Source organism: Sandaracinobacteroides sayramensis, assembly GCF_022014495.1.
GTDB lineage: Bacteria > Pseudomonadota > Alphaproteobacteria > Sphingomonadales > Sphingomonadaceae > Sandaracinobacteroides > Sandaracinobacteroides sayramense.
Genome location: NZ_JAKLSQ010000007.1, coordinates 203,845 through 230,168, shown reverse-complemented (window position 1 = coordinate 230,168; position 26,324 = coordinate 203,845). Strand labels below are relative to the sequence as shown.

Genomic DNA, 26,324 nt, shown 5'->3' with positions numbered 1-26,324 from the left:
CACACATATCCCGGACTGTTTTCCTGGCAGGGCCGGCGCGAAGGCCTGCCGGCGCGGCTTATACGCAAGTCTGTTCCGATCCGCCAAATCGGCAAATGCCGCTTGCCAGCCGGTTGCCGGCGAATTAGATAAAACTGATGTCAGCATCATATTTTTTCAGGGCGATTATCTGCCTCGCCACGGCTTTGGCGCTGGCTGGCTGCGTGGCATCCCCCGCCTATGACAGGCTGATCGTAGGGGGCACCCTGTATGATGGAACCGGCGCACCGCCCCGCGCGGCGACCATTGCGATAGAGGGCGACCGCATCGCCCGGGTGGTTTCCCCGCAAACCCGGCTGAAAGCGCCCCATGTGATCGACGCCACCGGCCTTGCCGTGGCGCCAGGCTTTATCGACGCGCACAGCCATGTGCCGGAATCCCTCGACCAGATAAGCGGCCCTTTCCTGGATGTGCAGGATATTTCCCAGGGGGTGACGACGATCGTCGCCGGCCCCGACGGCGCCGCCGCCCCCCGCCAGCTGGCGCTGCTGCGGGCGGAACTGGAACGGCGCGGCACGGCGGTGAACCACGCCTGCTATGTGGGGCACAATGGAATTCGCACCGAGGTGATGCCCGGTGCGCGGCGGCCGGCGACCGATGCGGAGGTCGCGCGGATGGCGGCGCTTGTGCGCGAGGGGATGGCGGCGGGCTGCGTCGGCCTGTCCACGGGCCTGATGTATGATCCGGGGCTGTTCGCGACGGAGGCGGAGGTGCAGGCGCTGGCCCGCGAGGTGAAGCCGTTCGGCGGCAGCTACGACAGCCACACCCGCGATCCGGGTTTCCGGATGCTGGAATCGGAAAGCGAGGCGGTGCGGCTGGGGGAGGCGACCGGGGTGCCGGTGAAGCTGGCGCATCTGAAGGCCGTTGGCCTGATCAACAAGGGCCGCATCGGCGAGGTGATCGCCATGGTGGAGGCGGCGCAGGCGCGCGGCGTTGCCGTGACGGCGGATCAATATCCCTTCGACGGCGCGACGCTGCGCTATGCGCGCGAACTGTTCCTGAAGCCGGGCGGCGGCATGCCGGATGCCGGGGCTCTTGTCGACCCGGCGCAGCGGGGCGGCATCCGCCTGGCCACCGAAACGGGTGTGGACGGCGGCTTCAGCTGGGTGAAGGCGGTCGGCTATGGCTCGATGCGGATTGTGGATGCCCCGGATGCGCCGGAACTGGTCGATCGCAACATCGAACTGCTGGCCGGGGAATGGGGCGTCGATCCGTTCGACGCGCTTGTCCGGCTGACGCTGGACCATCGCGATGTCCGGCTGACGCTGGGAAGCGTCGACGAGGGGGATATCCGCGAGCTGATCGTGAAGCCCTGGGTGATGATCGCAAGCGACGGCTTCTACGCCGACGGGAAAGTGCTGGCAGCCGGAAAGGCGCACCCGCGCTCGTGGGGCAGCTTCACCCGCGTGCTGGGGCATTACAGCCGCGACCTGGCACTGCTGCCGCTGCCCGAGGCGATCCGCAAGATGACGTCGTTGCCGGCCGATCATCTGGGCCTTGCCGATCGCGGGCGCATCGCGCCGGGGAAGGCCGCCGACATCGTGATCTTCGATCCGGCGACGGTGGGAGAACGCGCGACCTATTTGCAGCCCTCCGCCCAATCCGTCGGCATTTCGCGGGTTCTGGTAAACGGCCGCGAGGTGTTCCGCGACGGCAGGCCTACCGGCGATACGCCGGGGCGTTTCGTGCCGCGCCAGAAGCCGCCGGCCGGGGAGCGCGTGAATTGAGCCAATGGAGGCGCGCGCGCCGCATCGCCCTCTGGCTGACGGGCGGCGTGATACTGGCGGCCGCCGCTGGCGCCGCCGGAGGCTATGTCTGGATGCGGACGTCGCTGCCGGCCACGTCCGGCACGCTGCAGATGCGTGGCGCGACGGCGGAGATCCGCATCATCCGCGACGCGCAGGCGGTGCCGCATATTTTCGCCCGGACCCGCGCGGACGCCTATTTTGCGCTGGGCGTCGTCCACGCGCAGGATCGGCTGTGGCAGCTGGAGACTTCGCGACGGGCGGCGCGCGGGCGCCTTGCCGAGGCGGTCGGCGAGTCCGGGCTGCCGACGGACAAGCTGGTGGCCGCGCTCGATCTGGACCGGCTGGCGGCCCGCACGGCGGCCCGCAACAACCCCGCCACGCGGCAAGCGATCCGCGCCTATGTGGCCGGGGTCAACGCCGGGATCGATACAGGTTCGGGCGCGTTGCCGCCGGAATTCCTGCTGACCGGCCTGAAGCCGCAGCACTGGACCGAGGCCGATGTGAACCGGCTGGGCGGACTTGCCGCGCTGGGCTTCGGGGACTGGCGCGACGAGCTGATGCGCGCGCGGCTTTCGACCCGCATCGGTTGCGCGCGGCTGCGCGACCTTTACGCCAGCCCAGCCGATCCCGGCCCCGTCACCTATGCCGAGCTGCCGGCCTCGAACGGGAAGCGGATTGAAAGTTGCGGTGCCGTGCGGTTCGCCGGCAGCGCCAGCGCGGATGTTGCCGCCCTGCCGTTCGGGCGGGCGATGCCGGCCTCCAACAGCTGGGCCATCAGTGGCAGCCGCACCGCCAGCGGCAAGCCCTTGCTCGCCAACGATCCGCACGGGCCGCTGGGCGCGCCGGCGGACTATTATCCGGTGCGGCTGAGCTGGCCAGGCTTCGAAATCGTCGGCGCCTCGCGCCCCGGCTCACCCGCGATCGCCGCCGGACGCAACCCCTTCATCGCCTGGGGCGTAACAGACATGATGGCGGATCAGACCGATCTGTTCGTCGAGCGCATCGACCCCGCCGATCCCGGCCGCTACCTGACGCCTTCGGGCTCCCAGCCGTTCCGGCTGCGGCAGGTCGAAATTCCGGTGAAGGGCGGCCCGGCGCTGAAGCTGACGCTGCGCAGCACAAGGCATGGCGTGGTTGTGTCCGACATCGACAGCGACGCCGCCGACCTCGTGCACCGGCAGTTGCGCCCGGGCCATGTGCTGGCGCTGGCGGGGCTGGCGTTTCCCGAAGGCAGCCCGCTGGTTCAGGCCTTCCTCGGCATGGCGGAGGCGCGCGACTGGGCGCAATTCCAGGCTGCCGCGCGGGATTTCGGATTGCAGCATAATTTCGCCTTCGCCGCGCGCGACGGCAGCATCGGAATGCTGTCCGCCGGTCGCCTGCCGCGCCGCCGTGCCGATGGCTTCCTGCCCGTCCCGGGATGGGACAGCCGCTTCGACTGGGACGGGCATCTGCCGCCCGGGGAATGGCCGTCGGTCGTCAACCCGCCGGCGGGCTTCATTGCCAACGCCAACAACCGGCTTCTCGCCGGCACGGACGGCCCGCTGGACAGCAGCGCTTTCCAGCCGGGATGGCGCGCCGCCCGGATCGTCTCCACCCTTTCCGCGCCGGGACAGCAGACGCCGGCCACCGTGGCCGGCTTGCAGACGGATGTGCGCTCGGCGGAGGTGGCGGCGCTGATGCCGGTGCTGCGGGCCGCGCAACCCACAAGCGACGCCGGGCGCGCGGCGCGGAAGCTGATGCTGGCCTGGGACGGCACGATGGCGGCCGACCGGCCGGAGCCGCTGATCTGGGCCGCCTGGCAGCGCGCGCTTGCCCCGATGCTGCTGGAGCCGGCGCTGGGCCCCTTGTCCGCCGAATGGCTGAAATCGAGCCGGCCGCGTTTCGACCGGCTGTTGCGCGACGGCAGCCCCTGGTGCAGCGATTGCCCGGCGAGCGCGGCAAAGGCGCTCGACGAGGCGATGGCCGGGCTGGCCCGCGAGCAGGGCGGGCGGATGGCGGACTGGCGCTGGGGAAAGCTGCACCGGGCGACATTCCGGCACGACATCTTCTCTCATCTTCCCCTGCTGCGCCGATGGGCCACCATAAGGGTGGAAGGCGGTGGCGATGCCAACAGCGTGAATGCCGCGCAGGGCAGTCCGTGGGGCGATGACCCATGGGCAAGCACTTATGGGCCGCGCTACAGGCAGATCATCGACCTTGCCGAACCGGACAAGAGCCTGTTCATGATCGCGCCGGGTGTTTCGGGCAACATGCTTTCCCCCTGGTTCGGGCATCTTGCCGGGCCATGGGGGCAGGGCCGCTATTTCCAGATCGGCGGCGATGCCGGCAGCGTGGCGCGAGACGGGATCGGAACACTGGTGATCGAGCCCCGGCCCTGAACCGCCGGCGGGCTTGTGCAGCCGGCAGGCCTCAGCGGGTGGGAAGCAGCCGGTTGTGCGCCTTCAGCAGCTTCACCAGCTGGTCGCGCGGCAGGGCATGGACTTTCACGCCATTGGCCCCCGTCATCGTTTCCGAAGCGACGAGCTGGTTCACCAGCGCCTCCTCCGTCGCCTGCACGGCGGCGGCGAACAGGGCGTTGAGGGTGGCGCTGTCCATGTCGCTGATGGGCGCCAAGGCGCGGGGCGGCTTGTCCGGAGACGTCACGACGGTCGTGGAGAAGGCCAGCGTCATCTCGCCCGACAGATTGTCGGCGGTGCTGCCGCTGCGGCCCACGCCCAGCACGGCGCGCCGCGCCAGCCGTTGCAACTGGTGCGGCAGCAGAGGCGCGTCGGTCCCGATCACGATCAACAGCGAGTTCTTCTCCTGCGGCTTGCCGGCGTCCGGGCCGAGGGCCGCAATGCCGTTCACTTCCGGCCAGGCGCCCCTGATCGAGGCGCCGACCGGAATGCCGGCAATGCGCAGATCCTGGCGGCGGCCATGGTTGGCCTGCAGCAGCACGCCAACGGTGAAGTGGCTGCCGCCAGTCTCGACGAGGCGCGATGCCGTTCCGATTCCGCCCTTGAAGGTGTAGGCGATCATCCCGGTGCCGCCGCCCACATTGCCTTCCGCAACCGGGCCGCTACGGGCCCCGTCGATGGCGGCGAACACATCCGCCTGTGTCATCGGCTGTCCGAACACGTCGTTCAGCCGACTGTCCAGCGTCTCGGCGACGACCGGAAGGACACGGCTGTCGAGCAGCGCCGGCGGCACATGGGCGAGCGACCAGGCCTGCAGGCCCTGGTGCACGACCCCCACATTGCCCGAGCCCGTCAGCGCGATGGGCCCGAAGAACAGCCCGGCTTCGTCGACAAGGTGCATGCCCGTCCACTCGCCGGTGCCGTTGATCACCGCCCGCCCGGCCGCGACGGCGTCGGTGCTGGCGCGGCCGAGCGGATGGATGATGGTCACCCCGGTGCGCACGGGGCCCTTGCCCGGCTCCAGCCTGCCTTCGCCACGGATCAGCGTCGTCTGCCCGACTTCCACCCCGGGAACGTCCGTGATCGCGTTCAGGGGGCCCGGGCGGCCATCGAAGGGAATACCCAGATCGCGGGCGCGATCCAGCGCGGCGGCCGGCATGGCGACGAGGGCCGCGATCAGGGCTGCGCCCGCGGCACGGGCAAACAGGCTGGGCTTCAATTCAGGCTCCTTCCGACAGAAATTGATCAGAAACGCACCCGGGCTTCCACTCCCAATGTGCGTGGCCGGGTGGCGACGATTCGGGGGCGGCCGGGCAGCTCGATCGCCAGCGAGGGAATATCGGACAGATTGGCCGCCTCGTTGAAGAGATTGTCGGCGAAGAGGCCGATATCCACGCGGTCCAGATGCGCGGTCGCCCGCAGGTTCACCAGATTATAGGCAGGGCGGTTGCGGCGCGTGGCCGGCACGTTGGAGCGGCTGTAGCTCTGCCCGGTGTAGGACCAGTCCCCATGCAGGGTGAGGGGGATGCCGGGATCGGCCTCGATGTCGAAGCCGGCATTTGCCGTCCAGCGCGGAACCTGCTGGATGCGGGCGCCGTCGGGGAAGGCGGGGTTGCCGCCGCCGTCGGTGATGCGGGCGTTGGTGTAGCCCGCGCCGAAGTTCAGCTTCAGCCAGTCCGTCGCCGCGAATATCCCTTCGATCTCGCCGCCGTCGCTGCGGGCCTTGCCGCCGTTCACCAGAACGCCGAAGCCGCAGGCCAGCGACATGCCCTGCTGCACGTTGGACCAGTCGATCCGGAACAGGGCGCCGTTCAGCGTCAGCCGGCGGTTGAGGCTGCGGGTCTTGGCGCCGACTTCGTAGCTCCAGAGCGAATCCGAACCATAGCTTCGCACGTCGTCGGGAGTGAGGCCGACGGCACCCAGCGACGCTTCGCACAGCGAGGCGGAAAAGGCGTTGACGCCGCCGACGCGATAGCCCTTGGCGGCGCTGGCATAGAGCATGACGTCGTCTGCCGCATCGAACTGGGCCGCGAAGCGGGGGTTGATGCCGTTTTCCTTTTGCCGGCCGGAGAAGCTGGCCGGGAAAACGGCCACCCCGTCCTGCGAGCCGGCGAAGCGCACTTCGCTGTCGAACAGGCGGGCGCCCGCGATCAGGCGGAGATTATCGGCAGGCCTGAAGGTGAACTCGCCGAAGGCGGCATATTCGGTCGTCCGGGTGCGGAAGTCCTGACTGTAGACGTCGGGGACGACCCCGGGAAGCGGGGTCGGCGGGAAGACCAGCCGGTTATCGCTCTTCTGGTAGAACAGCCCCGCCGTGACATTGACCCAGCCTTCGAAGTCCGAGGCATAGCGGATTTCCTGCGCTCTGCTTTCCACACGGCTTCGCGCGCGCATGATGGCGGGGATGGCCGGTGTCCCGAACAGCAGCTGCGCCACTTCGGAGAAATCCTCGCTTTCATGCACCGTGCGCCCGAACAGGGTGGTGGCAAGGGTTATGTCGCCGGCCCCGGTGTCGTAGCCGATGGTCAGCGTGCCGAGATCCCAGTCGTCTGAGCCCGGCTCCGGCAGGTCGAACAGGCGCGGCTGGGTGAAATTGCCGGCGTTGATGTCGGCGAGCGCGCGTCCGTCTGTGGTGGCCCGCTGGAACATGTAGCGGGGCGTGACGGTAAGCGCGCCGAAGTCCGCCGCCAGCACCAGCGCGCCGCCGAAGCGGTGCGAACTGTCGACATTGCGCGCCGTCCGGAACGGCGCCGGAGCGTTTGCCGCGGCGACACGGTCGTAGATGCCGGACAGCGATTCGTAATAGCCGGACGCGCGAACGGCGACCTTGCCTGCCACGAGGGGTATGTTGACGACGCCGTCCAGCGAACCATTGGCGCCGCCGTTTGCCGTGGTGGACAGGCGGCCGAGTGCGGAGCCCTCGATCGCGTTCATGTCGGGCGCGCGGGTGATGAGGCGCACCGTGCCGCCCATGGAGCGGGCGCCGTACAAGGTGCCCTGCGGCCCGCGCAGCACTTCGATTCGCTCGAAATCCAGCACGCGCGGATCGATGCTGCCCGGCAGCGGCGAATCGTCGAGGTAGAAGCCGGTCGTGTTCTGCCCGAACACGCCCCGGATGGTGACCGTCTGGGCGGTGCCGCCAAGGCTTTGCGTGTAGCCGAAGGCGAGGTTCGGAACCTGTGCCGCATAGCCGCGGAAATCGCTGATTCCCCGGGCTTCCAGCGCGGCGCCGGTAAGGGCGGAAATGCTGAGCGGGATATCCTGAACCGATTCCGCCCGCCTCTGGGCTGTGACGATGATGTCGTCTGCCGGGGCGGTTTCGGCGGCGTATGCACGCGCTGCGGGCAGCGTTGCCGCGCCCGTCAGCAGCAGGGCGATGGTGACGGCGCCGGAAATGCGCCCATGGCTTTCTTGCCGTCTGCAACGAACCAGCATCAGACTACCCCCTCTTTTTTGATTAGAAATATAAATATGATGTCAATATCAGTTTTAAGACATTCCCTGTCAACAGCGATGTCGGGCTTCCGGCATTTGCGCCATGTCTGGCCGTTGCGGGTCGGATGTTCGCCACGGGTTCAGCCGGGCGCGCGGCCAACCAGCCTCGTCGCGACGGTGGCGGCGTCGGCCAGTTCCAGATCGCGCGGAACCTGGCCATAGAGGGCCTGATACCAGAGCACGGCGAGAAAGTCGGCCAGTTCCGCCTTATCCGGAACGGTGCGCCCGGTGAGCGCCAGCAGGGCGGGATCCGGGTGGATCACAAGCTTGCGCGCCAGTTCGTCCATCATCGAGCCCAGCGCATACGCCGACAGCAGCGCCACATCGAGGGGAAGGGCGCCCTCCTGATTCGGCGCCTGCTGACCGCGCGCCTCCTGATCGCGCAGCACCGCCTGTGCGATGCGCTCATACCATTGCTTGTTGACGGCATGGGCCAGGTCGCGGAAATCCTCCACCTCGTCGCCCAGTTGCAGGATGCAGCGCATCAGCCCGGCATTGGCGTAGGTCACTTCCAGCCATTTCAGGTGCGACGCGCGGATCGCCTCGAACGGCCCTTTTCCTTCGGGTCGGACCGCCATCATCTTCATCGCGACGCTCAGATACTCGGCCAGCACGACCTGCGTCACCTGCTCCTTATTGTCGAAATAGAGATAGAAGGTGGCCGCGGCCACACCCGCCGCCTCGCAGATGTCGGACACCCGCATCGCATGATAGCCGACATCGTCCAGAACCTGGATGGCGCCGAACTTCAGCTTGTCCTTCGTCCGCTCGCCTTTCGTCCGCTTCGGTGCGGTATCGATCATATAGTCGAGGTAGTCCGCATAGCGGACAAAACTGTTCACCTCGCGCGGAGCGGCGGGCGTTTGCCCGTTCTTTCGCTCTTTAGCCGCTGATTTTGCCATGAATCCCCAAGCCTTGCACTAAAAACATGATACTGATATCAGGTTTTTAAACCTGCGAGGACAACTATGGACATTCAACCGAAAAGCGCAATCGTAACAGCGGAGCCGGGTTCCCAGCTCGGAGTTTCCGAGTGGGTCACCATCACCCAAGCCATGATCAACCACTTCAGCCTTGCAACGCTTGACGACGATCCGATGCATGCCGACCCGCAGTGGGCGGCGGAAAAGGGGCCCTTTGGAAAGACGGTTTCCTATGGCTTCCTGACGATGTCGCTGCTGACCCACCTGCTGCACGACGTACTGGGCGACGGCCCGGCGCGGGAGCCGGACCGGGGGGGCTATTTCCTCAACTTCGGCTTCAACCGCATGCGCCTGGTGACACCGGTTCCGGTGGATTCGCGCGTGCGGGGCCGCTTCCGGCTGGCCGAACGCAGCCGCGACCGCGCCGGGCGCGCGCGGCTGGGAATCGGCGTGGAAATCGAGATTGAGGGCGAGGCGCGCCCGGCGCTGGCCGGTGTGTGGCTGGTTGTCTGGGTGCCGCCCGCCAATGGCTGAAGCGCGATCCGCGATCCGCGCCGGAACGCTGGCCGGCCCGCGGCTGGGCTTCTATGCGCTGGGCGGCTTCGGCACCGGCGTGCTGACCACGGTGCCAGCGGTTCTGCTGCTGTATTTCAGCACCGAAGTGCTGGGGATGCCGCCCGGGCTGGCGGCGCTCGTGGTGCTGCTGCCGAAACTCTGGGCCATATTGTGGGATCCTCTGGTGGGGGCATGGTCCGACCGAATACGGTCGCGCCTCGGCCGCAGGCGCCCGTTCATTCTGGCCGGCACTGTCGGCGGACCCATTTTCTTCCTGCTGCTGTTCGGCTGGCCCTATCCGCAAGGGGCCGCGGCCTTTGTGCCGGTGCTGCTGCTCTATCTGCTGATGACCAGCTTCTATTCCGTGTTCGCCGTTCCGTTCGTCGCCGTGCCCGCAGAGGCCAGCGACGACGCAGCCGTGCGGGAGCGGATTACCGGCTGGCGCATCGGCTTCGCGATGATCGGCGTGTTTACAGGCGCGGCGGCCGCGCCGGCGATTGCAGCGGCGGCAGGCGGTGGCCGGCATGGCTATCAGGTGATGGCGGCGGTGATCGCCGCCCTTTGCGCAGCAGCGCTTGCCAGCAGCTTTCTGGCCACGCCCTCCCATTTCAGAGCCATGCCGGACGCAGGCAGCCGCCCCCCGTTCAGACTGCGCGCGCTCGCAGAGCGCACGGCGCGCTTCTGGCGGCTCACCGGCGTCTATGTTCTGCAGCTTGTGGGGGTCGGCGTCGTGACGGCGCTGACCCCTTACTGGGTGGTGCATGTGGCCAAGCGCTCCGACGGAGACGCAGGGCTCGCGCTTGGCGCCATGTTCCTGATGACCATATTGACCGTCCCTTTGTGGATGGCCGGCATCCGACGCTGGACGGCCGGCGCCATGCTGGGGGTTTCTGCAGCGATGTTCGGCGCTGCGGCGTTGCTTCTTGCCCTCCCCGGCGGCGGGCCGATGCTCGCAACCTATATGCTGCTCGGCATTCCCTTCGCGGGCATCCAGCTGGGCGCCTTTGCCCTTGTCGCCCATGTCATTCACGCGCTTGCCGGCGAACGGGAGGGACTTTTCACCGGGATCTGGACGGCGGGCGAGAAATCCGGGCTTGCGCTTGGAGCGGCGCTCGCCGGCCTTGGCCTGCAGCTGGGCGGCTTCGTGTCGGCGGCACCCGAACAGTCGGAGGCTGCAATCCATTCGCTGCGCTGGCTGATCGCCGCTGGCCCGATGGCTTGCATGGCTTTCAGCCTGGCCCTGCTGTGGAAGGAGATGCGCCGATGACTGCGTTCGAGGCTGCGCCGCTGTTCGATTCGGTTGCGCATTGGGCGAAGGTGGCCCCCGGGCGGATCGCGCTGGTCGATGGCGAGACACGGCTGAGCTATGCCGAGCTGGCGCAGGCGGTTGACCTGCACGCCCGCGCCATGATCGCCGCGGGCGTGGCGCCGGGCGAGCGAGTGGCCTGCCTTGCGGCGCCATCGGCGGATTTTCTTGTGAGCTTCCTCGCCGCCTGTCGCGTGGGCGCGATCTGGATCGGCCTCAACCCGCGCTATCGGCTGGACGAGCTGCGTTATGTGCTTGCCGACAGCACCCCCCGGCTGCTGTTCGCGAGCCGGACAATCGACGGGCGGGACTATGGCGAGGAACTCGCCTGCCTCGGCGTAGAGTTTCCCGACCTGCGCCAGTTGCCGACGGATAGCCTGGCCGATTTTCTGGCGGCGGGAGAGGCGATTGCGGAGGCGGAGCTGGAGGCGCGCCGGACGACGGGACGGCAGGCGTGCATGATCGTCTATACCTCGGGCTCGACCGGCGCGCCCAAGGGGGCGGTGCTGCATCAGGCGGGGATTTCGGCCTTCTCGGAAGCGCAGAACCGGCTTTGGCCGCTCGATCCCATCTGCGTGCTGAACTATTTCCCGATCAACCATATCGGCAGCGTCGTGGACATAAGCTGCCCGGCGATCGTGGGGGGCGGCACGGTTGTGATGATGCCGAAGTTCGATCCGCGGGCATCGCTGCAGCTGATGCAGCAGGAGCGCTGCACCCTGTGGGTGAGCGTGCCCAGCGTGTTCCAGATGCAGCTGGACCTGCCGGACTTCGCCAGCTTCGACCTGTCGGCCGTGCAGCTGATCGTCTGGGAAGGCGCGCCGATGGCCGAGCCGCTGATCCGCCGCCTGCATGCGCTGCATCCCCGCCTCGCCACCAACTATGGCATGACGGAAGCCACCAGCGCCATTCTGGCCGAGCCACCGTCCGGCGATCCGGCGCTGCTGGCGCGGTCCGTTGGCTTTCCGTTCGAACATGCCGAGGTGCGCCTTGCCGGCCCGGACGGGCAGGACGCGGAGGAAGGCGAGATCCTGCTGCGGTCGCCGCTGGTGATGCTGGGCTATTGGAACCGGCCCGCGGAGACGGCGGCCGCCATCGATCCCGACGGCTGGCTGCACACGGGGGATATCGGCCGTCGGCTGGCGGACGGGCGCTTCGCCATCGCCGGACGGATCAAGGAAATGTACAAATCCGGTGGCTACAATGTGTATCCGCTGGAAGTGGAAGCCGTGCTGCAAAGCCATCCGGACGTGCAGGCGGCGGCCGTGGTGGCCGTCCCCGATCCGCTTTGGGACGAGGTGGGCTATGCCTTCGTCGCGGCGGAAGCGGGCCTGACGGACGCGGCGCTCATGGACCATGCCCGCAAGCGGCTGGCGAACTACAAGCTGCCCAAGCGAATTCTGCTGCGCGGCGAGCTGCCGCTGCTGCCGATCGGCAAGGTGGACAAGCTGAGCCTGCGCGCGGAGGCGCGGGCACTGGCTGCAAAGGACAAATAGGGCAGGCCTTGGGCTGGAGGCCCAAGTTTGTGTTGGACAATTTTATAAACCTGATGTCATAAATATATTATACATGGGAGATGAGGGATGCGGGGTAGAACGAGAAGATCGACCAAGGTGGGATTCGCCGGCGGCGTGGTGTTGCTGGCTCTGTCGCCGGCATGGGCGGCCGAGGGGCCGAGCACGCAGGCGCAGGATATCATCGTTACCGCCGAGCGGCGCGAAACCCGGCTGATCGATACGCCGATCGCCCTCACCGCCTTCACCGCCTCCAATCTCGAAGATCGCAATGTCTCCAGGCTGGAGGATCTGGCCGGCTTCATTCCCGGCGTCTTCATCGACCAGGGCAGCCTGCGCACCCAGCGCATCGCCATCCGCGGCCTGTCGGCCGACCTCAACAATCCCGGGCTGGACCAGAGCGTCGGCCTCTATGTCGACGGCGTCTATCTGGGGCGGGCCACGCCCGGCAACGCCAGCCTGTTCGACCTTGAGCGGATCGAAGTGCTGCGCGGGCCGCAGGGCGCGCTCTATGGCAAGAACACCATCGCCGGCGCGATCAACTATGTGACGCGCCTTCCCGGCGCCGAACTGCGCGGACGCGCCGAGGCGGGCTATGGCAACCACAGCGCCTGGCAGTTGCGCGGCGCCGTCAGTGGCCCATTGGGTTCGGGCGTGTCGGCCGGCGTCGCGGGCGCGGTCGACCGGCGGGACGGCTTTGTGCAGAACAAAACCACCGGAACCCGCCTGGACGATCTCGATTCGCTGGCCGCGCGCGGCACGCTGCGTTTCCAGCCGGGCGCCGATCTCGACATCATCCTGCGCGCGGATTACAGCCGCGACCGCACCAACAGCGGCAGCAGCGATGTGCTCTCCAACGGCGCCTTTGCGGGCACGCCACTGGCCGAAGCCGACCCATGGGACCGCGAGGTGACCAACGACATAGATGCCGTGCAGAACCGCGACGTCTGGGGCGTGTCGGGCGAACTGAACTGGAAGCTGGGCGGCGGCAAGCTGGTCTCGATCACGGCGGTGCGCGGCTTCAGCTGGAACAATTTCGCCGACAATGATTACACCATCCTCGACATGCTGGCGTCGGGCATCGACGAGAGCCAGAATCAATTCTCGCAGGAACTCCGCTATGGCGGCACGAGCGGCCGCCTGACCTACATGCTGGGCGCCTTCTATTTCCATCAGGGCCTGGACACGCAATCCAGATCGCGCGTGGGGCCGGCTGCCGGCATCTATCCGGCCCCCGTGTTCGGAGTCGTCAACGGCAATGTCGATACTGACAGCTATGCCGCCTTCGCGCACGCGGACTATGCCTTCACCGATGCGCTGAGCCTGACCGCCGGGCTCCGATACACCTATGAGAAGAAGAAGCTGGTCCACAGCCAGGTGGGCGATCCTTATGCCGTATTGCTCGGCACCTATCCCGAGCGCACGCTCGACCGTTCGGAGGATGATTTCTCCCCCAGCTTCACGCTCAACTACAAGCCATCGGCCGATGTGCTGCTGTATGCCGGATATTCGCGCGGCTTCAAATCGGGCGGCTTCAACGTCTTCTCCGTTACGCCCACGAACGACGCCCGCTACGATCCGGAACATGTCGACAGCTTCGAAGTGGGCCTGAAGGCCGGCCTGCCGTCGCTGGGCGGCTGGGTGGCCGTCGATGCCTTCCGCATGAACTACAACAATATGCAGGTGAACCAGCTCGTCACGGTGAACGGCGTGCCGCAGTTCGTCACCTCCAACGCTGCCCGCGCCCGAACCCAGGGCGTGGAGGCCGAACTGCACTTGAGCCCGGTGGACGGCCTCGATCTCGCCGCGACCTACAGCTTCCTCGATACGAAGTTCGCCGACTATCGCAATGCCACCAGCTCGGGTGCCGACTACACCGGCAACGTGCTGCCCTTCGCGCCGCGCCACAGCGGCAGTCTGGCGGCCCAATATACGGTTCCGGTTTCGGGGGCGCTGGAGTTGTTCCTGCGCGGCGAAATGAACATGCGCAGCCGCATCTATTTCGGCCCTGACAACGCCTTCAGCCAGAATGGCGTGACGCTTCTGAACGCGCGCGCCGGCGTGCACGACCGCAACGCCGGGTGGGGCATCTACGGCTGGGTCCGCAACCTGGCGGACCGGGACTATGCCGTTGCCCGCTCGCGCGGCGCGCTCGTGCCCGGCCAGACCATCCAGTCTCTGGGGGCGCCCCGCACGCTGGGCGTGGAGCTCACCTTCGACTTCTGAGCCCTTCCAGCCCCGGGGAGAGGGCTTGCGCCCTCTCCCCTTGTTTGTCAGCCGCCTGCCTTCCGCATGGGGAAGTCGGCATCATAATAGTTCAGGATCAGCGACACCGCGCCGTCCGCACCGCGTGCGAAGCGGAACTGCTGTTCGGGGTCGATCGACGAGGCGTAGCGGCCGTTTCCAAGCGGCTGCAACGGGATCAGCGGCGCACCGCTGGTCGCTCCGCCATAGCTCAGATACAGCCCGTCATCCTTCGCGACGAAGTGCAGCCGGTCGAACCCCAGCCTGCGGTTGGTGATCGCATAGGGTCCGGCAATCCACGCCGCCTCCGCCGGATCGAATGGCCGGGCCTCTGCTCCAGCTTCGGGCAAACCGAGGAAGATGCGCGCCAGCCTGTGCTCTACGGTGACGGCCGGGAAATTTTCCCCCTGGCCATTGGCGAGGACCACCACGGTCAGCCGGGAATCGGGATAATAGGCGATGTGGCTGGAAAAACCGTAGATCGAGCCCGGATGCGAATATTTGCGCTGCCCTTGCATCGTGCCGGCGATCAGACAGCCCTTCCGATAGGCATTCGGGGTGCCGTCGGCCAGCAAATCCCCGGACAGCGCCAGATTCCGGACGTCCGCGGACGTCTGCCTGCCGAACAGGCCATTGGAAAAACGCACGAGATCGGGCGCGCTGGAGACGATGGCGCCGGCAGAGAAGGGCACCAGCCAATCATAGGCGGTGCCGTCACGAACGGAACCGCCACGAGTGAGATAACCCTTCGCCCGGTCGGCGCGGGCGCCGAAATCCGAGTTCGTCATTCCGAACGGACGGAAGATGTGATCGGCGACATAGGAGTCGTAGCTTTGGCCCGTCACTGCTTCAAGCAGCAGGCCCAGAAGATAGGTGTTGGAGTTCGAGTAGCTGAACTGCGTGCCCGGCGCGAACATCAAGGGTTTTGCGGCGAAAAAGCCCAGCATGTCCTGCCGCGAGAGCCCTGTCGGCTTGTTGTAGGGGAATTCCTTGTTTTCCAGATAATTGGGAATGCCCGAGCTGTGCGTCAGAAGCTGGCGTGCCGTTGCATCGCGGCTGGGGGCGGGCAAATCGGGCAAATAGCGCGAGATAGGGGAATCAAGGTCGATGCGGCCCCTGTCCACCTGCTGCAGCACCGAAAGGCAGGTGAGGGGCTTGGTGATCGAGCCGATCGGAAAGCGGGTGTCTGCAAGCACGGGGGCATTGCTCTGGCGATCCGCCACCCCGAAGCCGCGCGCGTAGATCAGCTTGCCGTCGCGGGCGACGGCGACCGCCATCCCCGGGAACGGCCCCTTGTCCAGGATGTCCTGCATGGAAGCGTCCGCCCGTGCCGCCTGCGCAGCCGCCGGACTGACCGCCGTCGCAGGCGGCACCGTCGCGCAGGCCAGCGGCGTGCAGCACATCAGCAGCGCGGTAAATCTGAGTGGCGGGGAAAGGCGCATGTGCAGGTTCCTGATCTCGTATGCGGCCTCATTGCCGCAAAACTGACGTCAATGTCATAAATTACTTGCCGGCGGCACGCAATCTGCGGCAGAAGTGAAATCAACGTCAGTTATATTGAAGGTTGCCGATGGCGACGTCCCTCGACGATGAACTCATGGCTTCGCTTGAACGCCTGCGGCGTGAGGGGCTGTTCAAGGCCGAGCATCCTCTTGCCTCGCGTCAGTCGGCGGCGGTCATGGTGGCGCAAGGGGCGTCCTCGCGGCGGCTCCTGAACCTGTGCGCCAACAACTATCTGGACCTGGCGGCAGACCCGCGCCTGGCGGGGGCCGCGCATGAGGCGCTCAGCGAACATGGGCTGGGCATGGCTTCCGTCCGGTTCATCTGCGGCACGCACGCGCTGCACCAGGCGCTGGAGGCCCGGCTGGCGGCTTTCCTCGGCCAGCCGGACGCCGTTCTGTTTCCTTCCTGCTTCGATGCCAATGGCGGGCTGTTCGAGGCGTTGCTGGATGCGGGCGACGCCGTCATCAGCGACCAGTTGAACCACGCCAGCATCATCGACGGCATCCGCCTGTGCAAGGCGGACCGCCACCGCTATCCGAGCGGCGATATGCACGCGCTTGCCGCGTGCCTGGAAGCTGCCGCAGGCGCGCGCCGCAAGCTGGTGGTGACGGATGGCGTCTTCTCCATGGACGGGGTGATCGCCGACCTGCCAGCGATCCGCGCGCTTTGCGACACGCATGGAGCGTTGCTGATGGTCGACGATTCCCATGCGGTCGGCGTGCTGGGGCCGGATGGCAGCGGCACGGCCGCCCACCATGGCGGCGTTCGCGTCGATATCGTCACGGGAACGCTGGGAAAGGCGTTGGGCGGGGCGGCCGGCGGCTATGTCGCATCCTCGCACGCCGTCGTCGGCTGGCTTCGACAGAAGGCCCGGCCCTATCTCTTTTCCAATGCATTGCCCCCGGCTCTCGCCGCTTCGGCGCTTTGCGCCCTCGATATCGTCGCCAGCGAACCCGGCCGCCGCGCCGCGCTGGCCGCGAATGCCGCGCGCTTCCGGGACGAGTTGCAGGCGCGCGGGTTCCAGTTGGCGGGGGCTGGGCATCCCATCGTCCCTGTCCTCATCGGCGATGCGCGCAAGGCCGCCGCGTTCGCGCAAGGGCTGTTGGAGAGCGGGCTCTTCGCCGTCGCCTTTTCCGCGCCGGTGGTGCCGCCGGGCGAAGCGCGCATCCGCACGCAGATGTCGAGCGGCTTGTCTGCCGGGGATATCGACTTCGCCGTCGACCTCTTCGCCTGGACAGGCCGGCGGTTAGGGGTGATCGCATGAACGAACTTGCCGGCCGCTGCGCCATGATCACAGGCGCGGGAAGCGGCATCGGGCGGGCGGCTTCGCTTCGCTTCGCAAGGGCCGGCGCGGCGCTTTGCCTGACCGACAGCAATGCGACCGCCGCGCATGACGTCGCGCGCAGCATCCAGGCCGGTGGCGGCCGGGCAATCGCGCTTGCCGCCGATGTCACCAGGCGCAGCGAGGTCGAGGCCGCCGTGCAGGCCGCCGAGGCGGCTTTCGGCCCGCCGGACATACTGCTCCACAGTGCCGGGATCGGCCTGGAAAGGCCCTTTCTGGAAACCGGCGCGGACGAATGGCAGCGGCTGATCGACGTGGACCTGACCGGCACCTTCCACGTCTGTCAGGCCGTGGCCCGCAGCATGGTGCAAAATGGTGGAGGCCGCATCGTCACCATCGCTTCGACAGCGGGTGTCCGGGGCGGAAGCGGGCGAGCGGCCTATGGAGCGGCAAAGGCGGGCGTTATCGGCCTGACGCGGGCGATGGCGGTGGAACTGGCACTGCATGGCATCGGGGTGAACTGCCTTGCACCCGGCGCCATCGAGACAGAATTGGTGCAGCGCATGCACTCGGCCGAAACGCGCATCGTCTATCGTGCCGGCATTCCGATGGATCGCTATGGCACGCCCGAAGAAGTTGCGGAAGCCGCCCTGTTTCTGGCAGGCGAGGCGTCGGCCTATATCACCGGCCATGTGCTGGGCGTGGACGGCGGTTTCCTTGCGGCGGGTGTGATGCATCGCCGCCAGGCGACAGGTGATGAGGGAGCAGCCCTTGCCGGAACGGATTGAGAAGACGGCGATAAGCGAGATCGAAACGCCTGCCCTGCTGCTGGATCCCGTGGTGATGGATCGCAATATCGACCGGATGCGCGCTGCCGTTGCGTCGCTGGGGGTCGCCTTCAGGCCGCATGTGAAAACAGCGAAGTCGCTGGCCGTCGTGCGCCGGATGACGGGGGGCGTGCCGGGCCCGATCACGGTTTCCACATTGCGCGAAGCGGAGGTGTTCGCCGACGCGGGCTACACCGATATCCTGTATGCGGTGGGCGTGACGCCCAACAAAGTGGCGCGCGCGCAGCGGCTGCGCGGCCGGGGCGTCGATTTGAAACTGATCGTGGACAATGCCGACGCCGCAACTGCAATCGCAGCGGCCGGAGACCCGGCTGACCCGCTGCCCGTTCTTGTCGAAGTGGATTCCGATGGCCATCGGGCGGGCGTCGCGCCCTCTGACGCCGCCGCGCTGCTGGGCATTGCCGCACGGCTGCGGGGCGGCGCCACTCTGTGTGGCCTGCTCACCCATGCGGGCGCCAGCTATGGCGCGACCTCGCACGCGGAGATCCGGCGCTATGCGGATCAGGAGCGCGACGCTCTCCTTTCAGCCGCCGCCATCCTGCGAGAGGCCGGGCATCCCGTTGAAACACTGAGCGTGGGTTCCACGCCGACCGCGCTTTTTGCAACCGACCTGTCAGGGATCACGGAGGTTCGCGCCGGGGTGTTTGTGTTCTTCGATCTGGTGATGGCGGGAATCGACGTCTGCCGTGTTGAGGATATCGCCCTCTCCGTCCTGGCCAGCGTGATTGCCGTGCAGCCGGATCGGGGCCGCTTTCTGGTCGATGCGGGCTGGTCGGCCTTGTCGCGCGATCGGGGAACTGCGCGGCAGGCTGTCGATCAGGGCTATGGTCTGGTGTGCGACGCCACCGGCAGGCCATGCCCGGACCTGATCGTGCTGGAAGCCAATCAGGAACATGGGGTGGTCGGCCTGCGGCCGGGCAGCACCAATATTCTTCCGAAGGTGGCGGTTGGCGATCTGGTCCGCATCCTGCCCAATCATGCCTGTGCAACGGCCGGGCAACATGCGGCCTATCGGCTGATAGATTCGGTCCGGCGCACCGTGACCGGCAGCTGGCCGCGATTTGGAGGGTGGTGATGGCGGATACCGAAATCCTGCGCGCGCCGTCATCGCGACAGAGGCGTTGCACCACGAATGACTGCTAGAACCGTGGTCAACGGCGCGCTCATATTGTCATCATCATGGGGAACCATATTCCGCGCCAAGCCGGGTCTGCCCTGGCGGCCGGTCGTTCAGAAAATGCTGGATGACGCGCTCATGGTCGTGAATGCACACCATGGTCAGCGGCTGGTCGCCACTGTTCGTGAACCGATGCGGCGTATGTGCTGGAACGATCACCACATCGCCGGTGCAGGCGAAGAGGCTTTCATCCTGCACTTCGAAATCCACCATCCCGGACAGCACAAGCCATGTCTCCGCATAGGGATGGATGTGCAAGCCTGGACCTTGGCCGCGGTCGAGATCAACGGCGAAGAATGATATCCCGGCGCCAAAATGTTCACCTTCGAACTTCCATGTCCGATTGGGCGCTTTCGATGTTTCGGCTGCGCGAATGATATGGTGCATGACGCTAACTACCCCTCCAATTTGCCATCATTGCCCGAGACGGGCGGAGTCACTTTGCTTGTTCTGGGCGCGCAGCGGGAATATCGCTCTCAAGGAAGCGTCGCGCAGCCACAGGCCGCCCCACATGAACAGGCCCAGATAGACGCCGAACAGGAGATGGCTGAATACAGGGTTTCCGACGCGGAACTGTGTCGAGACCGCGCCGCCCAGAGAGGCGGTCATCAGGATCGCCCCGGCAACGGAAGATCGTGGAAAGAGATAGAGAGCCAGGCAGGCCAGTTCGATCAGACCGAGCAGGAAGACATGATTATCCGGCCAGCCCAATTGGCGCAGTGTTTCCCCCGCAACCTCCGCTCCGACGAGCTTCGGAGCGATGGAGGCGGCAAGAAGGAACAGCGTAAACAGGCCCGTCAGGGTCCATCCCATGGTATTCCGTGTCTTTTGGGTCATTTCCCCGTTCCGGCTTTCTGCCTTTGCGCCAGTACATGCGCCACGAGCGCGTTCGCATGACCATGCCCCAGCCCATGCGTTTCCTTCAGCCAGGCAACCAGCTCCATATGCTTCAGGCCCGGCTTGGCGCGGATCATGCCGAACCACTCATCAACGGGCCGACCATATGACTTTTCGATCGATGGAAAGTAGGAGGCCGGCCCTCTCACGGGCTGGGGCTGAGCAGCTTTATTATGAGTCATCTCGTCTCCGTTGGATGGACGGTTGCAACCGGGCGCCGTTACATATTATCTTAGCGTCAAGATATTTATCTTGCAATCAAGATAATAAGGAATGTCATGAGTTCGGATGACCGGGTCGAGGCGCGACGAAGGCAATGGGCTGAGGAAATGCCCGGCCTTGATACGAGCGGCATGGCCATCCTTGGCCGCGCGCGTGTGATCACGCTAAGTGTGCGCCCGGCCATCGAAAAAGTCTTCGACAGTCAAGGTCTGGATACGGGCGATTTCGACGTTCTTTCGACTCTGCTTCGCTCAGGCCCACCTTACCGGCTGCGCCCGACAGAGTTGTTCAGATGGCTCATGATCACCTCCGGCGGGCTGACCGCGCGGCTGTCCAGGCTGGAGAAACGCGGCCTTGTGGAGCGGGTTCCGGACCCGGCCGATGGGCGAAGCCTACTCGTCGGGCTTTCGGCAGACGGGCTTGAGAAGGCCCGCGCTGCGATCGTCGAGGACATGCGAACCGAAGCGGATCTGCTCGACGGCCTGTCGGCAAAGGAGCGGGAAACTCTGGCCGAGCTGCTTCGAAAGCTGGCCCTTTCGCTCGAGTCCAAGGGGTTGTGAGCAAGCGCTACTAAGCCGTGCGGCTGTAGCGCGCTAGGACGAGCTGACGGCAACGCGCCAAATCTTCGATCGGCAGGATAAGCGATGAAGCAGGCCACGCCTGGAACCTCGCGCATCCGGCTACGGCCGGAGTGTCCCGGCCATGTTTGGTCGTACGACTTCGTCGACCCTCTACATCACGCCGTGTAGTCCATGGGAGAATGGATACTGTGAATCGTTCAACGGCTCGATGCGCGATGAGCTGCTCAATGGCGAGCCTTCTACACCCTGGCCGAGGCCAGGACACTGACGGCAATGGCGCCGGAGGCCACTATTCACTAACAATTAAACCGGACCACTCAGTGGGGGCCGATCAGCTGCCTTATCCTACAGAGAGAAGATGCATCCCACCGGGCTGCTGGGCAAAGGCAGGCCGTCGGTCGAGGAAGTGCCCAATCACATCGATCGCCGTCAGGCTGTGCTGGCTCGGCTTGACCGTCGTGAAGCTGCCTCCACCCGCGAGCGAGAAGGGAAGCAGCAACTGGTCGGCCAGATAGGGACCAGCAAAGGCATCCGATTCCAGATAGCCACGCATGCGCCCGACCGCCTTCTTGGAGACTCGCTCCGCCGTCACGCCCAGTTGGCCGAAGCCGCTGACGATCTCGGTTCCATGCTCGAACTGCGCCTCCAGCAGCAGGATGTTACCCGGCCCCTGATCTTCGGGCAGTTCGCGCACGCAGACCTCCCGCTCCGACCAGCCAAGGTCGCGACGCACGACGTTGATTTCGCGCTCCGCGATCTCGAAGGGCAGTCCCGCGAACAGGGCATGTCCACTGACGCCAAGGAGCGCCCCGCGCTCTACGCAATCGATCGCCTGCAACGGAGACGGTGTAATATCCACTTCGATCCGGCCGCCACCGCGCGGGTAGAAGCCGTGCCGGATCAGCCGTGCCTCAACCTTCGGCCCCATGCGATTGATGATCGGCAGGAAGCATTTCGCGATGAAATCGAATGGCGGGGCGAGCATATTATGCGTGCCGCCCTCCAGAACCAGCCGCGACGGTGCATCAGCCAACAGCAAGGGCATCAGCACCGTCTGGAGGACAAGTCCCGTGGACCCCGCCGTGCCAACAGCGAAATGATATTCACCCGGCATGACGCGCCCCGGCGTGAAGCTGAGCGCGGACGAGCCGATATGCAGCCCCTGGCATTCGGCATTGCCAATGACGCACGCCGCCTCGACCGCGGTCACATGCTGGCGCATGAGCCCCGGCTTCGACCGCCTGGCGCGGACATTCTCGATCCGAACAGCCTTGCCAGTGGCAAGCGAGAGCGCGCACGCGTTGCGCACGACCTGCCCGCCGCCTTCGCCTGCCGATCCATCGATGATGATCATGTGTTCACCAATTCAAGAAAAAGTTGGTCGGCCCGAATATCGACATCAGGCTCCGTTTCCCGGACAGGCAACTCGCCCGCCCGTAAAAGTTCGTCGCGGATCAGGTCATCCAGCGCCGCTATGCGCGTGGCGTTGCTCTGTTCATTGCTCCGGCGCTTCGCTTCGACCAACTTCGTTATCTCATCCCGCATGGGCTCGGACAGCGCGCAGCGGTCGACCAGCGTCTGAAGGTCCATCGGCGGACGACCATCCCGATTGAGGCGGAGGCAGCGGATCGCGAGCGCCGGACGAAGGGCATAGAAGTACTTCTTCACCGGCACATCACCGTTATCCGTCAGCCAGCGATCCGCAGCATTCTGACCGAGATTGGCGTAATGATGGGCGATGCCTCGTGCATCCATGGCGCGATCCGCCAGCGCGGACAGCCTTGCCACCACCGGATGATCGGCACGATAGCGGATGGGACTTTCGATCCATTCGCTGACCACTGCGTTCGACCTGAGCATGAGGCCCAACGCCTTACGGATATCCCATCCGTTCAGGTCGATCTCATCTTCGATGGGCGTCTCGATCACATCCCGCCCCGGTTTCAGCGACAAATACCAGCTGCGCGCCCGCACATAGAGAAAGCGCACATCATAGTCGCTGTCTGGCGACGGAAATCCCCATGCGCGCGAACCGGACTCCACCGCCAGCAGGATACGCACGTCATACGTCTGCTCGATGCTGTCCAGCCGTGTCTCGATCTCGCGCCGGACGGTTGCGGGAATGGCCTTGTCGGTACCGGTCTGCATGATGCTTCTCGATTAGGAAGCAGTGTGCGTCCGGGGCTTCACCCCTTGACGCACACCACCTGTTTCAACGTGTGGACGATCTCCACCAGATCGGCCTGGGCGGCCATCACGGCTTCGATCGGCTTGTAGGCCTTGGGCGTCTCGTCGATGACGCTCTCGTCCTTGCGGCACTCGACGCCGGCCGTATCGGCGATATGCTCGTCGAGCGAGACCAGCTTTTTGGCCTGGGTGCGGGACATCACGCGTCCCGCGCCATGGCTGCAGCTCTCGAACGATTCCGCATTGCCGAGACCGCGTACGATGAACGATTTCGCGCCCATCGAGCCCGGGATGATACCCATCGTGCCTTTCGCCGCGCGCACCGCGCCCTTGCGGGTCACGAGCACATTCTCGCCGAAGTGGTTCTCCCGCGTCACATAATTGTGATGACAGTTCACCGCTTCGAGCTCGGCGTCGAAAGGCTTGGCGATCTGGCCGCGAAGCGCCCGGATCACGTTGGTCATCATCATCCGGCGGTTCAGCGCCGCGAAGTCCTGCGCCCACTCGACCGCCTCGACATAGTCGTCGAAATGGTCGGTCCCTTCCGGGAAGTAGGCCAGATCCTCGTCGGGCAGGTTGATGAACCACTTGCGCATGTCCTGCTTGGCCAGTTCGATGAAGAACGTGCCGATCGCATTCCCCACGCCGCGCGAGCCCGAGTGGAGCATGATCCAGACGCGCTGTTCGGTATCGAGGCAGAGTTCGATGAAGTGGTTGCCCGTCCCGAGCGTCCCCAGATGGGTGAGCTGGTTGGTGTTCTTGAACCGCGGATATTTCGCCGTGATCCGGTCGAACCGCTCCACCAGCGTCGCCCAGGCCTCCACGATCTCGGCCGGTGGGTCGCCCCACGAACCGGTATCGCGCTTGCCGCGATTGACGCTGCGCCCGTGCGGCACCGCCCGCTCGATCGCCAAACGGATGCCTTCCAGATTGTCCGGAAGATCGCCCGCCATCAGCGATGTGCGCGCCGCCATCATGCCGCAGCCGATGTCGACGCCCACCGCCGCCGGGATCACCGCGCCCTTGGTCGGGATGACCGAGCCAACCGTCGCGCCGATACCGACATGCACGTCCGGCATGGCCGCCACATGCTTGAACACGAAAGGCATGCGCGCCGCCTTGCGGAGCTGCTCATGCGCCTTCTCATCGACCGGCACGCCCCGGGTCCACAGCTTGATCGGCTTGCCGCCCTCGACGTGCTGAAAATCAAAATTTGCCTCGGTCATCGAGACCTCCCTTGCATAATCATGGTGCCGGCGACGAGTTTTGGCGAGACATCCCGGATTTCTCCGGGGCGGATTCGAACCGCTCGGCCTTTCGGCCTTTACCGATGTAGTCCCGCCGGCATTCGCCAGCTTGAATTTGGTGCCATGGCGACAAGTGTTTGACAGACTTCTCTCCGTCCTCGCGGACGGTCCCTGTTCTACCGTTAAACTACGGACCGATTGGGCGGTCCGGCGGGATTCGAACCCGCATCTGGGGCGTGATAGGCCATGTAGTCCGTCGGGCATTCGCCATGATTTTTGTGTTTCCGGTCACGGCGACGAGAAGTGAGAAAGACCGTCCCGAGGGACTGGCGCTCTATCCAGCTGAGCTACTGCATCGTTGCCGATACAGGCGGGACTTGAACCCGCGACAACCACATTACCAATGTAGTCCTTCCCGGCATTCGCCGTGATGATCTTGTCGGGTCGTGGCGACGAGGTTCGGCAAGACGCGGCCCTTAAGCTACGTGTCGGCGGCGGGATTCGAACCCGCATCTCCCTTTCGGCACAACTGCCTTCCGGGCGCTTTACTCGTCGGGCCTCCTCTGGTGACATGTAGTCCTGCCAGCATTCGCCACGACCCTGTTCGTTCAGACCTCCACTTGTTCCACGATGCTCACCCAGTCGTGCGTCTCGCCGGAGACGAAGCGCGCGATGGTGTCGAACACCGCATCGGAGAAGCCTCCGACATTCAATATGTCCTGCCGGCTAGCCGCCTGCGTGGTGCCGTAAGGCGCGATGTCGATGCAGACGAGCTTGGCTTGCGGGTTACGCTTCGCCAGTTTCGTCCATTCCTGCATCGTCGCCGTCGATCCACTCCGCTGCGCATCGACCCAGGACTCGTTGTCCGAGACGATAACCACCAGATCGACCGCCGCCATCTCCTTGTTGAGGAGCGCGAGGGGCGCCGAGACGTTCGTTCCACCACCGCCGACCGCCGCCAGCTTCGCGGCATTCGCCGCGATCCGGTCGGTAGCCTTCAGCTTCATTGGTACGACCGCCTGCTCGAACGGGATGACCCGTGCCTCGCGGTTGGATCGCAGCATCGCCGCCGCGACCAGGGCCGCGACATCGATGCAGCGAACCTTTGACGACGCGCCCTTGCGGTAGCCCGTCACCGGCATCCCCATCGAACCCGACACGTCGGGGCAGACGACCACGTGGCCCGGCACCTTCGGCATGCCTCGGAGCGACAGCTCCCGTGCTTCCTCCAGCGCCGCCTGTACCTTGAGCGGCACGCCGTCGCCGACCTGGCCCAATGCCACCATCAGCTGATAGGGCATGGGCCGCACGGCATGGAGCGCGTCACGGTCGGCAAGCCGGGCCGCAACCTGATCGATAAGCCCCTCCACAGCGAATGCGCCGTTGCGCGCCAGCGTGTTGAGGTTCATCCTCAGGGCCTGCCAGCCCATGCGGGTCGCAAGCTCCGCCCACTGCTCCGCGACAAGCGGATAAGCGGTCAACCACTCGAACGGCACTTCGGGCAAAGGCTGGGCCTGATCCTGTTTCCAGGCCTCGAACGCGGCAATCTCGGCGGGCAGCGCGGCGACGTCATAGGGACGACCGATCAGCCAGCCATAGAAGGCCTTGCGGCCCGCATCCGCCGGACGCGGGTGGACCATCTTGACGATGTCCGCCAGGCTCGGCGCATTGCCGGTCGCAGCATGCATCAGCTCGCGGATCGACGCCCGCTCCAGCCACTGCTGGACCAGCCGCTTCGGCCGGGTGCCGAGAGATGTTCGCCCAACCTGGCCCGATCGCATGATCTGCACGAAACTACGCAGCACGCGGCCGTTGTTCACGACCTTGCCGAAGACCCGGACCGAAAGGTCGGGATCGGCGACGGTCAGATACGCCGCCAGCAAGGCGGGCATATCCTTCATCGCGCCGGACGTACGGGCATAGACCGCAGCCTGAGCGACGAAATAGGGATCGACCGAACGGGCCGCCTCCAGCACATCGGCAAGCTGCGTTTCCGCCGCGCCGTAGAAATTATCGGCGAGCGTGCCGGTCGCTGCCAGCTGGGCGAGCTTCGCCTTTGGCCCATAGGCATAGGCCGGCGAACCCTCCCGGTTCAGCGTATCGGTGCGCGGCAACAGCTTCGCCACGGCGCTTGCAAACAGTCCCTTGTTGGCCATCGTC

Annotated in this window: 21 protein-coding genes, 1 tRNA gene and 1 pseudogene; 11 read left to right on the top strand and 12 right to left on the bottom strand. The window is 65.8% G+C overall.

What is annotated here, in order from left to right; genetic code table 11:
* Positions 1–137: 137 nt before the first annotated feature.
* Both L6Q21_RS06590 and L6Q21_RS06585 read left to right on the top strand, forming a co-directional pair.
* Entirely contained in the window at positions 138–1,766 is a 1,629-nt protein-coding gene (locus L6Q21_RS06590; protein WP_237829899.1) for an N-acyl-D-amino-acid deacylase family protein, read from the top strand.
* The gene (locus L6Q21_RS06585) at positions 1,763–4,165 is read left to right on the top strand and encodes a penicillin acylase family protein (RefSeq protein ID WP_237829897.1); all 2,403 of its coding nucleotides are present in this window, start codon (positions 1,763–1,765) and stop codon (positions 4,163–4,165) included. Before L6Q21_RS06590 ends, L6Q21_RS06585 begins: the two co-directional genes overlap by 4 nt.
* A 31-nt stretch (positions 4,166–4,196) precedes the next feature.
* On the opposite strand, the gene L6Q21_RS06580 is transcribed toward L6Q21_RS06585, so the two are convergent.
* The 3 genes from L6Q21_RS06580 to L6Q21_RS06570 form a co-directional block, all read right to left on the bottom strand.
* Complete coding sequence (locus tag L6Q21_RS06580; RefSeq protein ID WP_237829895.1) at positions 4,197–5,402, bottom strand: DmpA family aminopeptidase; 1,206 nt, start codon at positions 5,400–5,402, stop codon at positions 4,197–4,199.
* A gap of 26 nt (positions 5,403–5,428) precedes the next feature.
* Positions 5,429–7,618 carry a TonB-dependent receptor gene (locus L6Q21_RS06575; protein WP_237829893.1) on the bottom strand — a complete coding sequence of 730 codons (2,190 nt, stop codon included), beginning with the start codon at positions 7,616–7,618 and terminating at the stop codon, positions 5,429–5,431.
* A gap of 140 nt (positions 7,619–7,758) precedes the next feature.
* Entirely contained in the window at positions 7,759–8,580 is an 822-nt protein-coding gene (locus L6Q21_RS06570; RefSeq protein ID WP_237829890.1) for a TetR/AcrR family transcriptional regulator, read from the bottom strand.
* Positions 8,581–8,646: 66 nt separating this feature from the next.
* On the opposite strand from L6Q21_RS06570, the gene L6Q21_RS06565 reads away from it, so the two are divergent.
* The 4 genes from L6Q21_RS06565 (at position 8,647) to L6Q21_RS06550 (ending at position 14,202) form a co-directional block, all read left to right on the top strand.
* Positions 8,647–9,135, top strand: a complete 489-nt coding sequence (locus L6Q21_RS06565; RefSeq protein WP_255696764.1) for a MaoC/PaaZ C-terminal domain-containing protein — start codon at positions 8,647–8,649, stop codon at positions 9,133–9,135.
* A complete protein-coding gene (locus L6Q21_RS06560; RefSeq protein WP_237829886.1) occupies positions 9,128–10,423 on the top strand; it encodes an MFS transporter in 1,296 nt (431 codons plus the stop codon). Before L6Q21_RS06565 ends, L6Q21_RS06560 begins: the two co-directional genes overlap by 8 nt.
* Positions 10,420–11,958: a class I adenylate-forming enzyme family protein gene (locus L6Q21_RS06555; protein WP_237829884.1), complete on the top strand. Its 1,539-nt coding sequence runs from the start codon at positions 10,420–10,422 to the stop codon at positions 11,956–11,958. The genes L6Q21_RS06560 and L6Q21_RS06555 overlap by 4 nt, the downstream gene beginning before the upstream one ends.
* 117 nt (positions 11,959–12,075) lie before the next feature.
* On the top strand, positions 12,076–14,202 hold the full coding sequence (locus L6Q21_RS06550) for a TonB-dependent receptor (protein WP_237829883.1): 2,127 nt from the start codon (positions 12,076–12,078) through the stop codon (positions 14,200–14,202).
* Between the two features lie 47 nt (positions 14,203–14,249).
* On the opposite strand, the gene L6Q21_RS06545 is transcribed toward L6Q21_RS06550, so the two are convergent.
* Positions 14,250–15,662 carry a serine hydrolase domain-containing protein gene (locus L6Q21_RS06545; protein WP_237829881.1) on the bottom strand — a complete coding sequence of 471 codons (1,413 nt, stop codon included), beginning with the start codon at positions 15,660–15,662 and terminating at the stop codon, positions 14,250–14,252.
* A 128-nt stretch (positions 15,663–15,790) separates the two neighbouring features.
* Between L6Q21_RS06545 and L6Q21_RS06540 the strand changes: the two genes are divergently transcribed.
* Genes L6Q21_RS06540 through L6Q21_RS06530 form a run of 3 tightly spaced genes read left to right on the top strand, consistent with a single transcriptional unit; the run spans position 15,791 to position 18,928 of the window.
* The gene (locus L6Q21_RS06540; protein ID WP_255696761.1) at positions 15,791–16,987 is read left to right on the top strand and encodes a glycine C-acetyltransferase; all 1,197 of its coding nucleotides are present in this window, start codon (positions 15,791–15,793) and stop codon (positions 16,985–16,987) included.
* Positions 16,984–17,793, top strand: coding sequence for an SDR family NAD(P)-dependent oxidoreductase (locus L6Q21_RS06535; RefSeq protein ID WP_237829877.1), 810 nt, complete (start codon positions 16,984–16,986; stop codon positions 17,791–17,793). The genes L6Q21_RS06540 and L6Q21_RS06535 overlap by 4 nt, the downstream gene beginning before the upstream one ends.
* Positions 17,777–18,928 (top strand): alanine racemase, encoded by a 1,152-nt coding sequence (locus tag L6Q21_RS06530; RefSeq protein ID WP_336246230.1) that lies wholly within the window; start codon positions 17,777–17,779, stop codon positions 18,926–18,928. The genes L6Q21_RS06535 and L6Q21_RS06530 overlap by 17 nt, the downstream gene beginning before the upstream one ends.
* A 102-nt stretch (positions 18,929–19,030) precedes the next feature.
* On the opposite strand, the gene L6Q21_RS06525 is transcribed toward L6Q21_RS06530, so the two are convergent.
* Genes L6Q21_RS06525 through L6Q21_RS06515 form a run of 3 tightly spaced genes read right to left on the bottom strand, consistent with a single transcriptional unit; the run spans position 19,031 to position 20,109 of the window.
* Positions 19,031–19,417, bottom strand: a complete 387-nt coding sequence (locus L6Q21_RS06525; protein ID WP_237829876.1) for a cupin domain-containing protein — start codon at positions 19,415–19,417, stop codon at positions 19,031–19,033.
* A gap of 27 nt (positions 19,418–19,444) precedes the next feature.
* Positions 19,445–19,843 (bottom strand): DoxX family protein, encoded by a 399-nt coding sequence (locus tag L6Q21_RS06520; RefSeq protein WP_237829874.1) that lies wholly within the window; start codon positions 19,841–19,843, stop codon positions 19,445–19,447.
* A gap of 20 nt (positions 19,844–19,863) precedes the next feature.
* Positions 19,864–20,109 (bottom strand): DUF4287 domain-containing protein, encoded by a 246-nt coding sequence (locus L6Q21_RS06515; RefSeq protein WP_237829872.1) that lies wholly within the window; start codon positions 20,107–20,109, stop codon positions 19,864–19,866.
* 96 nt (positions 20,110–20,205) lie between these two features.
* On the opposite strand from L6Q21_RS06515, the gene L6Q21_RS06510 reads away from it, so the two are divergent.
* Both L6Q21_RS06510 and L6Q21_RS06505 read left to right on the top strand, forming a co-directional pair.
* A complete protein-coding gene (locus tag L6Q21_RS06510; protein WP_237829871.1) occupies positions 20,206–20,709 on the top strand; it encodes a MarR family winged helix-turn-helix transcriptional regulator in 504 nt (167 codons plus the stop codon).
* Positions 20,710–20,872: 163 nt separating this feature from the next.
* Positions 20,873–20,997, top strand: a pseudogene (locus L6Q21_RS06505) (integrase core domain-containing protein); the annotation flags it as partial.
* 73 nt (positions 20,998–21,070) lie between these two features.
* Here the strand turns inward: L6Q21_RS06505 and rtcA are convergent.
* The 5 genes from rtcA to L6Q21_RS06480 form a co-directional block, all read right to left on the bottom strand.
* On the bottom strand, positions 21,071–22,084 hold the full coding sequence (gene rtcA / locus L6Q21_RS06500) for an RNA 3'-terminal phosphate cyclase (RefSeq protein WP_237829870.1): 1,014 nt from the start codon (positions 22,082–22,084) through the stop codon (positions 21,071–21,073).
* A complete protein-coding gene (locus L6Q21_RS06495) occupies positions 22,081–22,878 on the bottom strand; it encodes a nucleotidyltransferase domain-containing protein (RefSeq protein ID WP_237829869.1) in 798 nt (265 codons plus the stop codon). Before L6Q21_RS06495 ends, rtcA begins: the two co-directional genes overlap by 4 nt.
* Positions 22,879–22,916: 38 nt before the next feature.
* On the bottom strand, positions 22,917–24,143 hold the full coding sequence (locus L6Q21_RS06490; RefSeq protein WP_237829868.1) for an RtcB family protein: 1,227 nt from the start codon (positions 24,141–24,143) through the stop codon (positions 22,917–22,919).
* 382 nt (positions 24,144–24,525) lie between these two features.
* Positions 24,526–24,589, bottom strand: a tRNA-Thr gene (locus L6Q21_RS06485).
* A 183-nt stretch (positions 24,590–24,772) separates the two neighbouring features.
* Positions 24,773–26,320, bottom strand: a complete 1,548-nt coding sequence (locus L6Q21_RS06480; protein WP_237829867.1) for a vWA domain-containing protein — start codon at positions 26,318–26,320, stop codon at positions 24,773–24,775.
* Between the last annotated feature and the right edge of the window lie 4 nt (positions 26,321–26,324).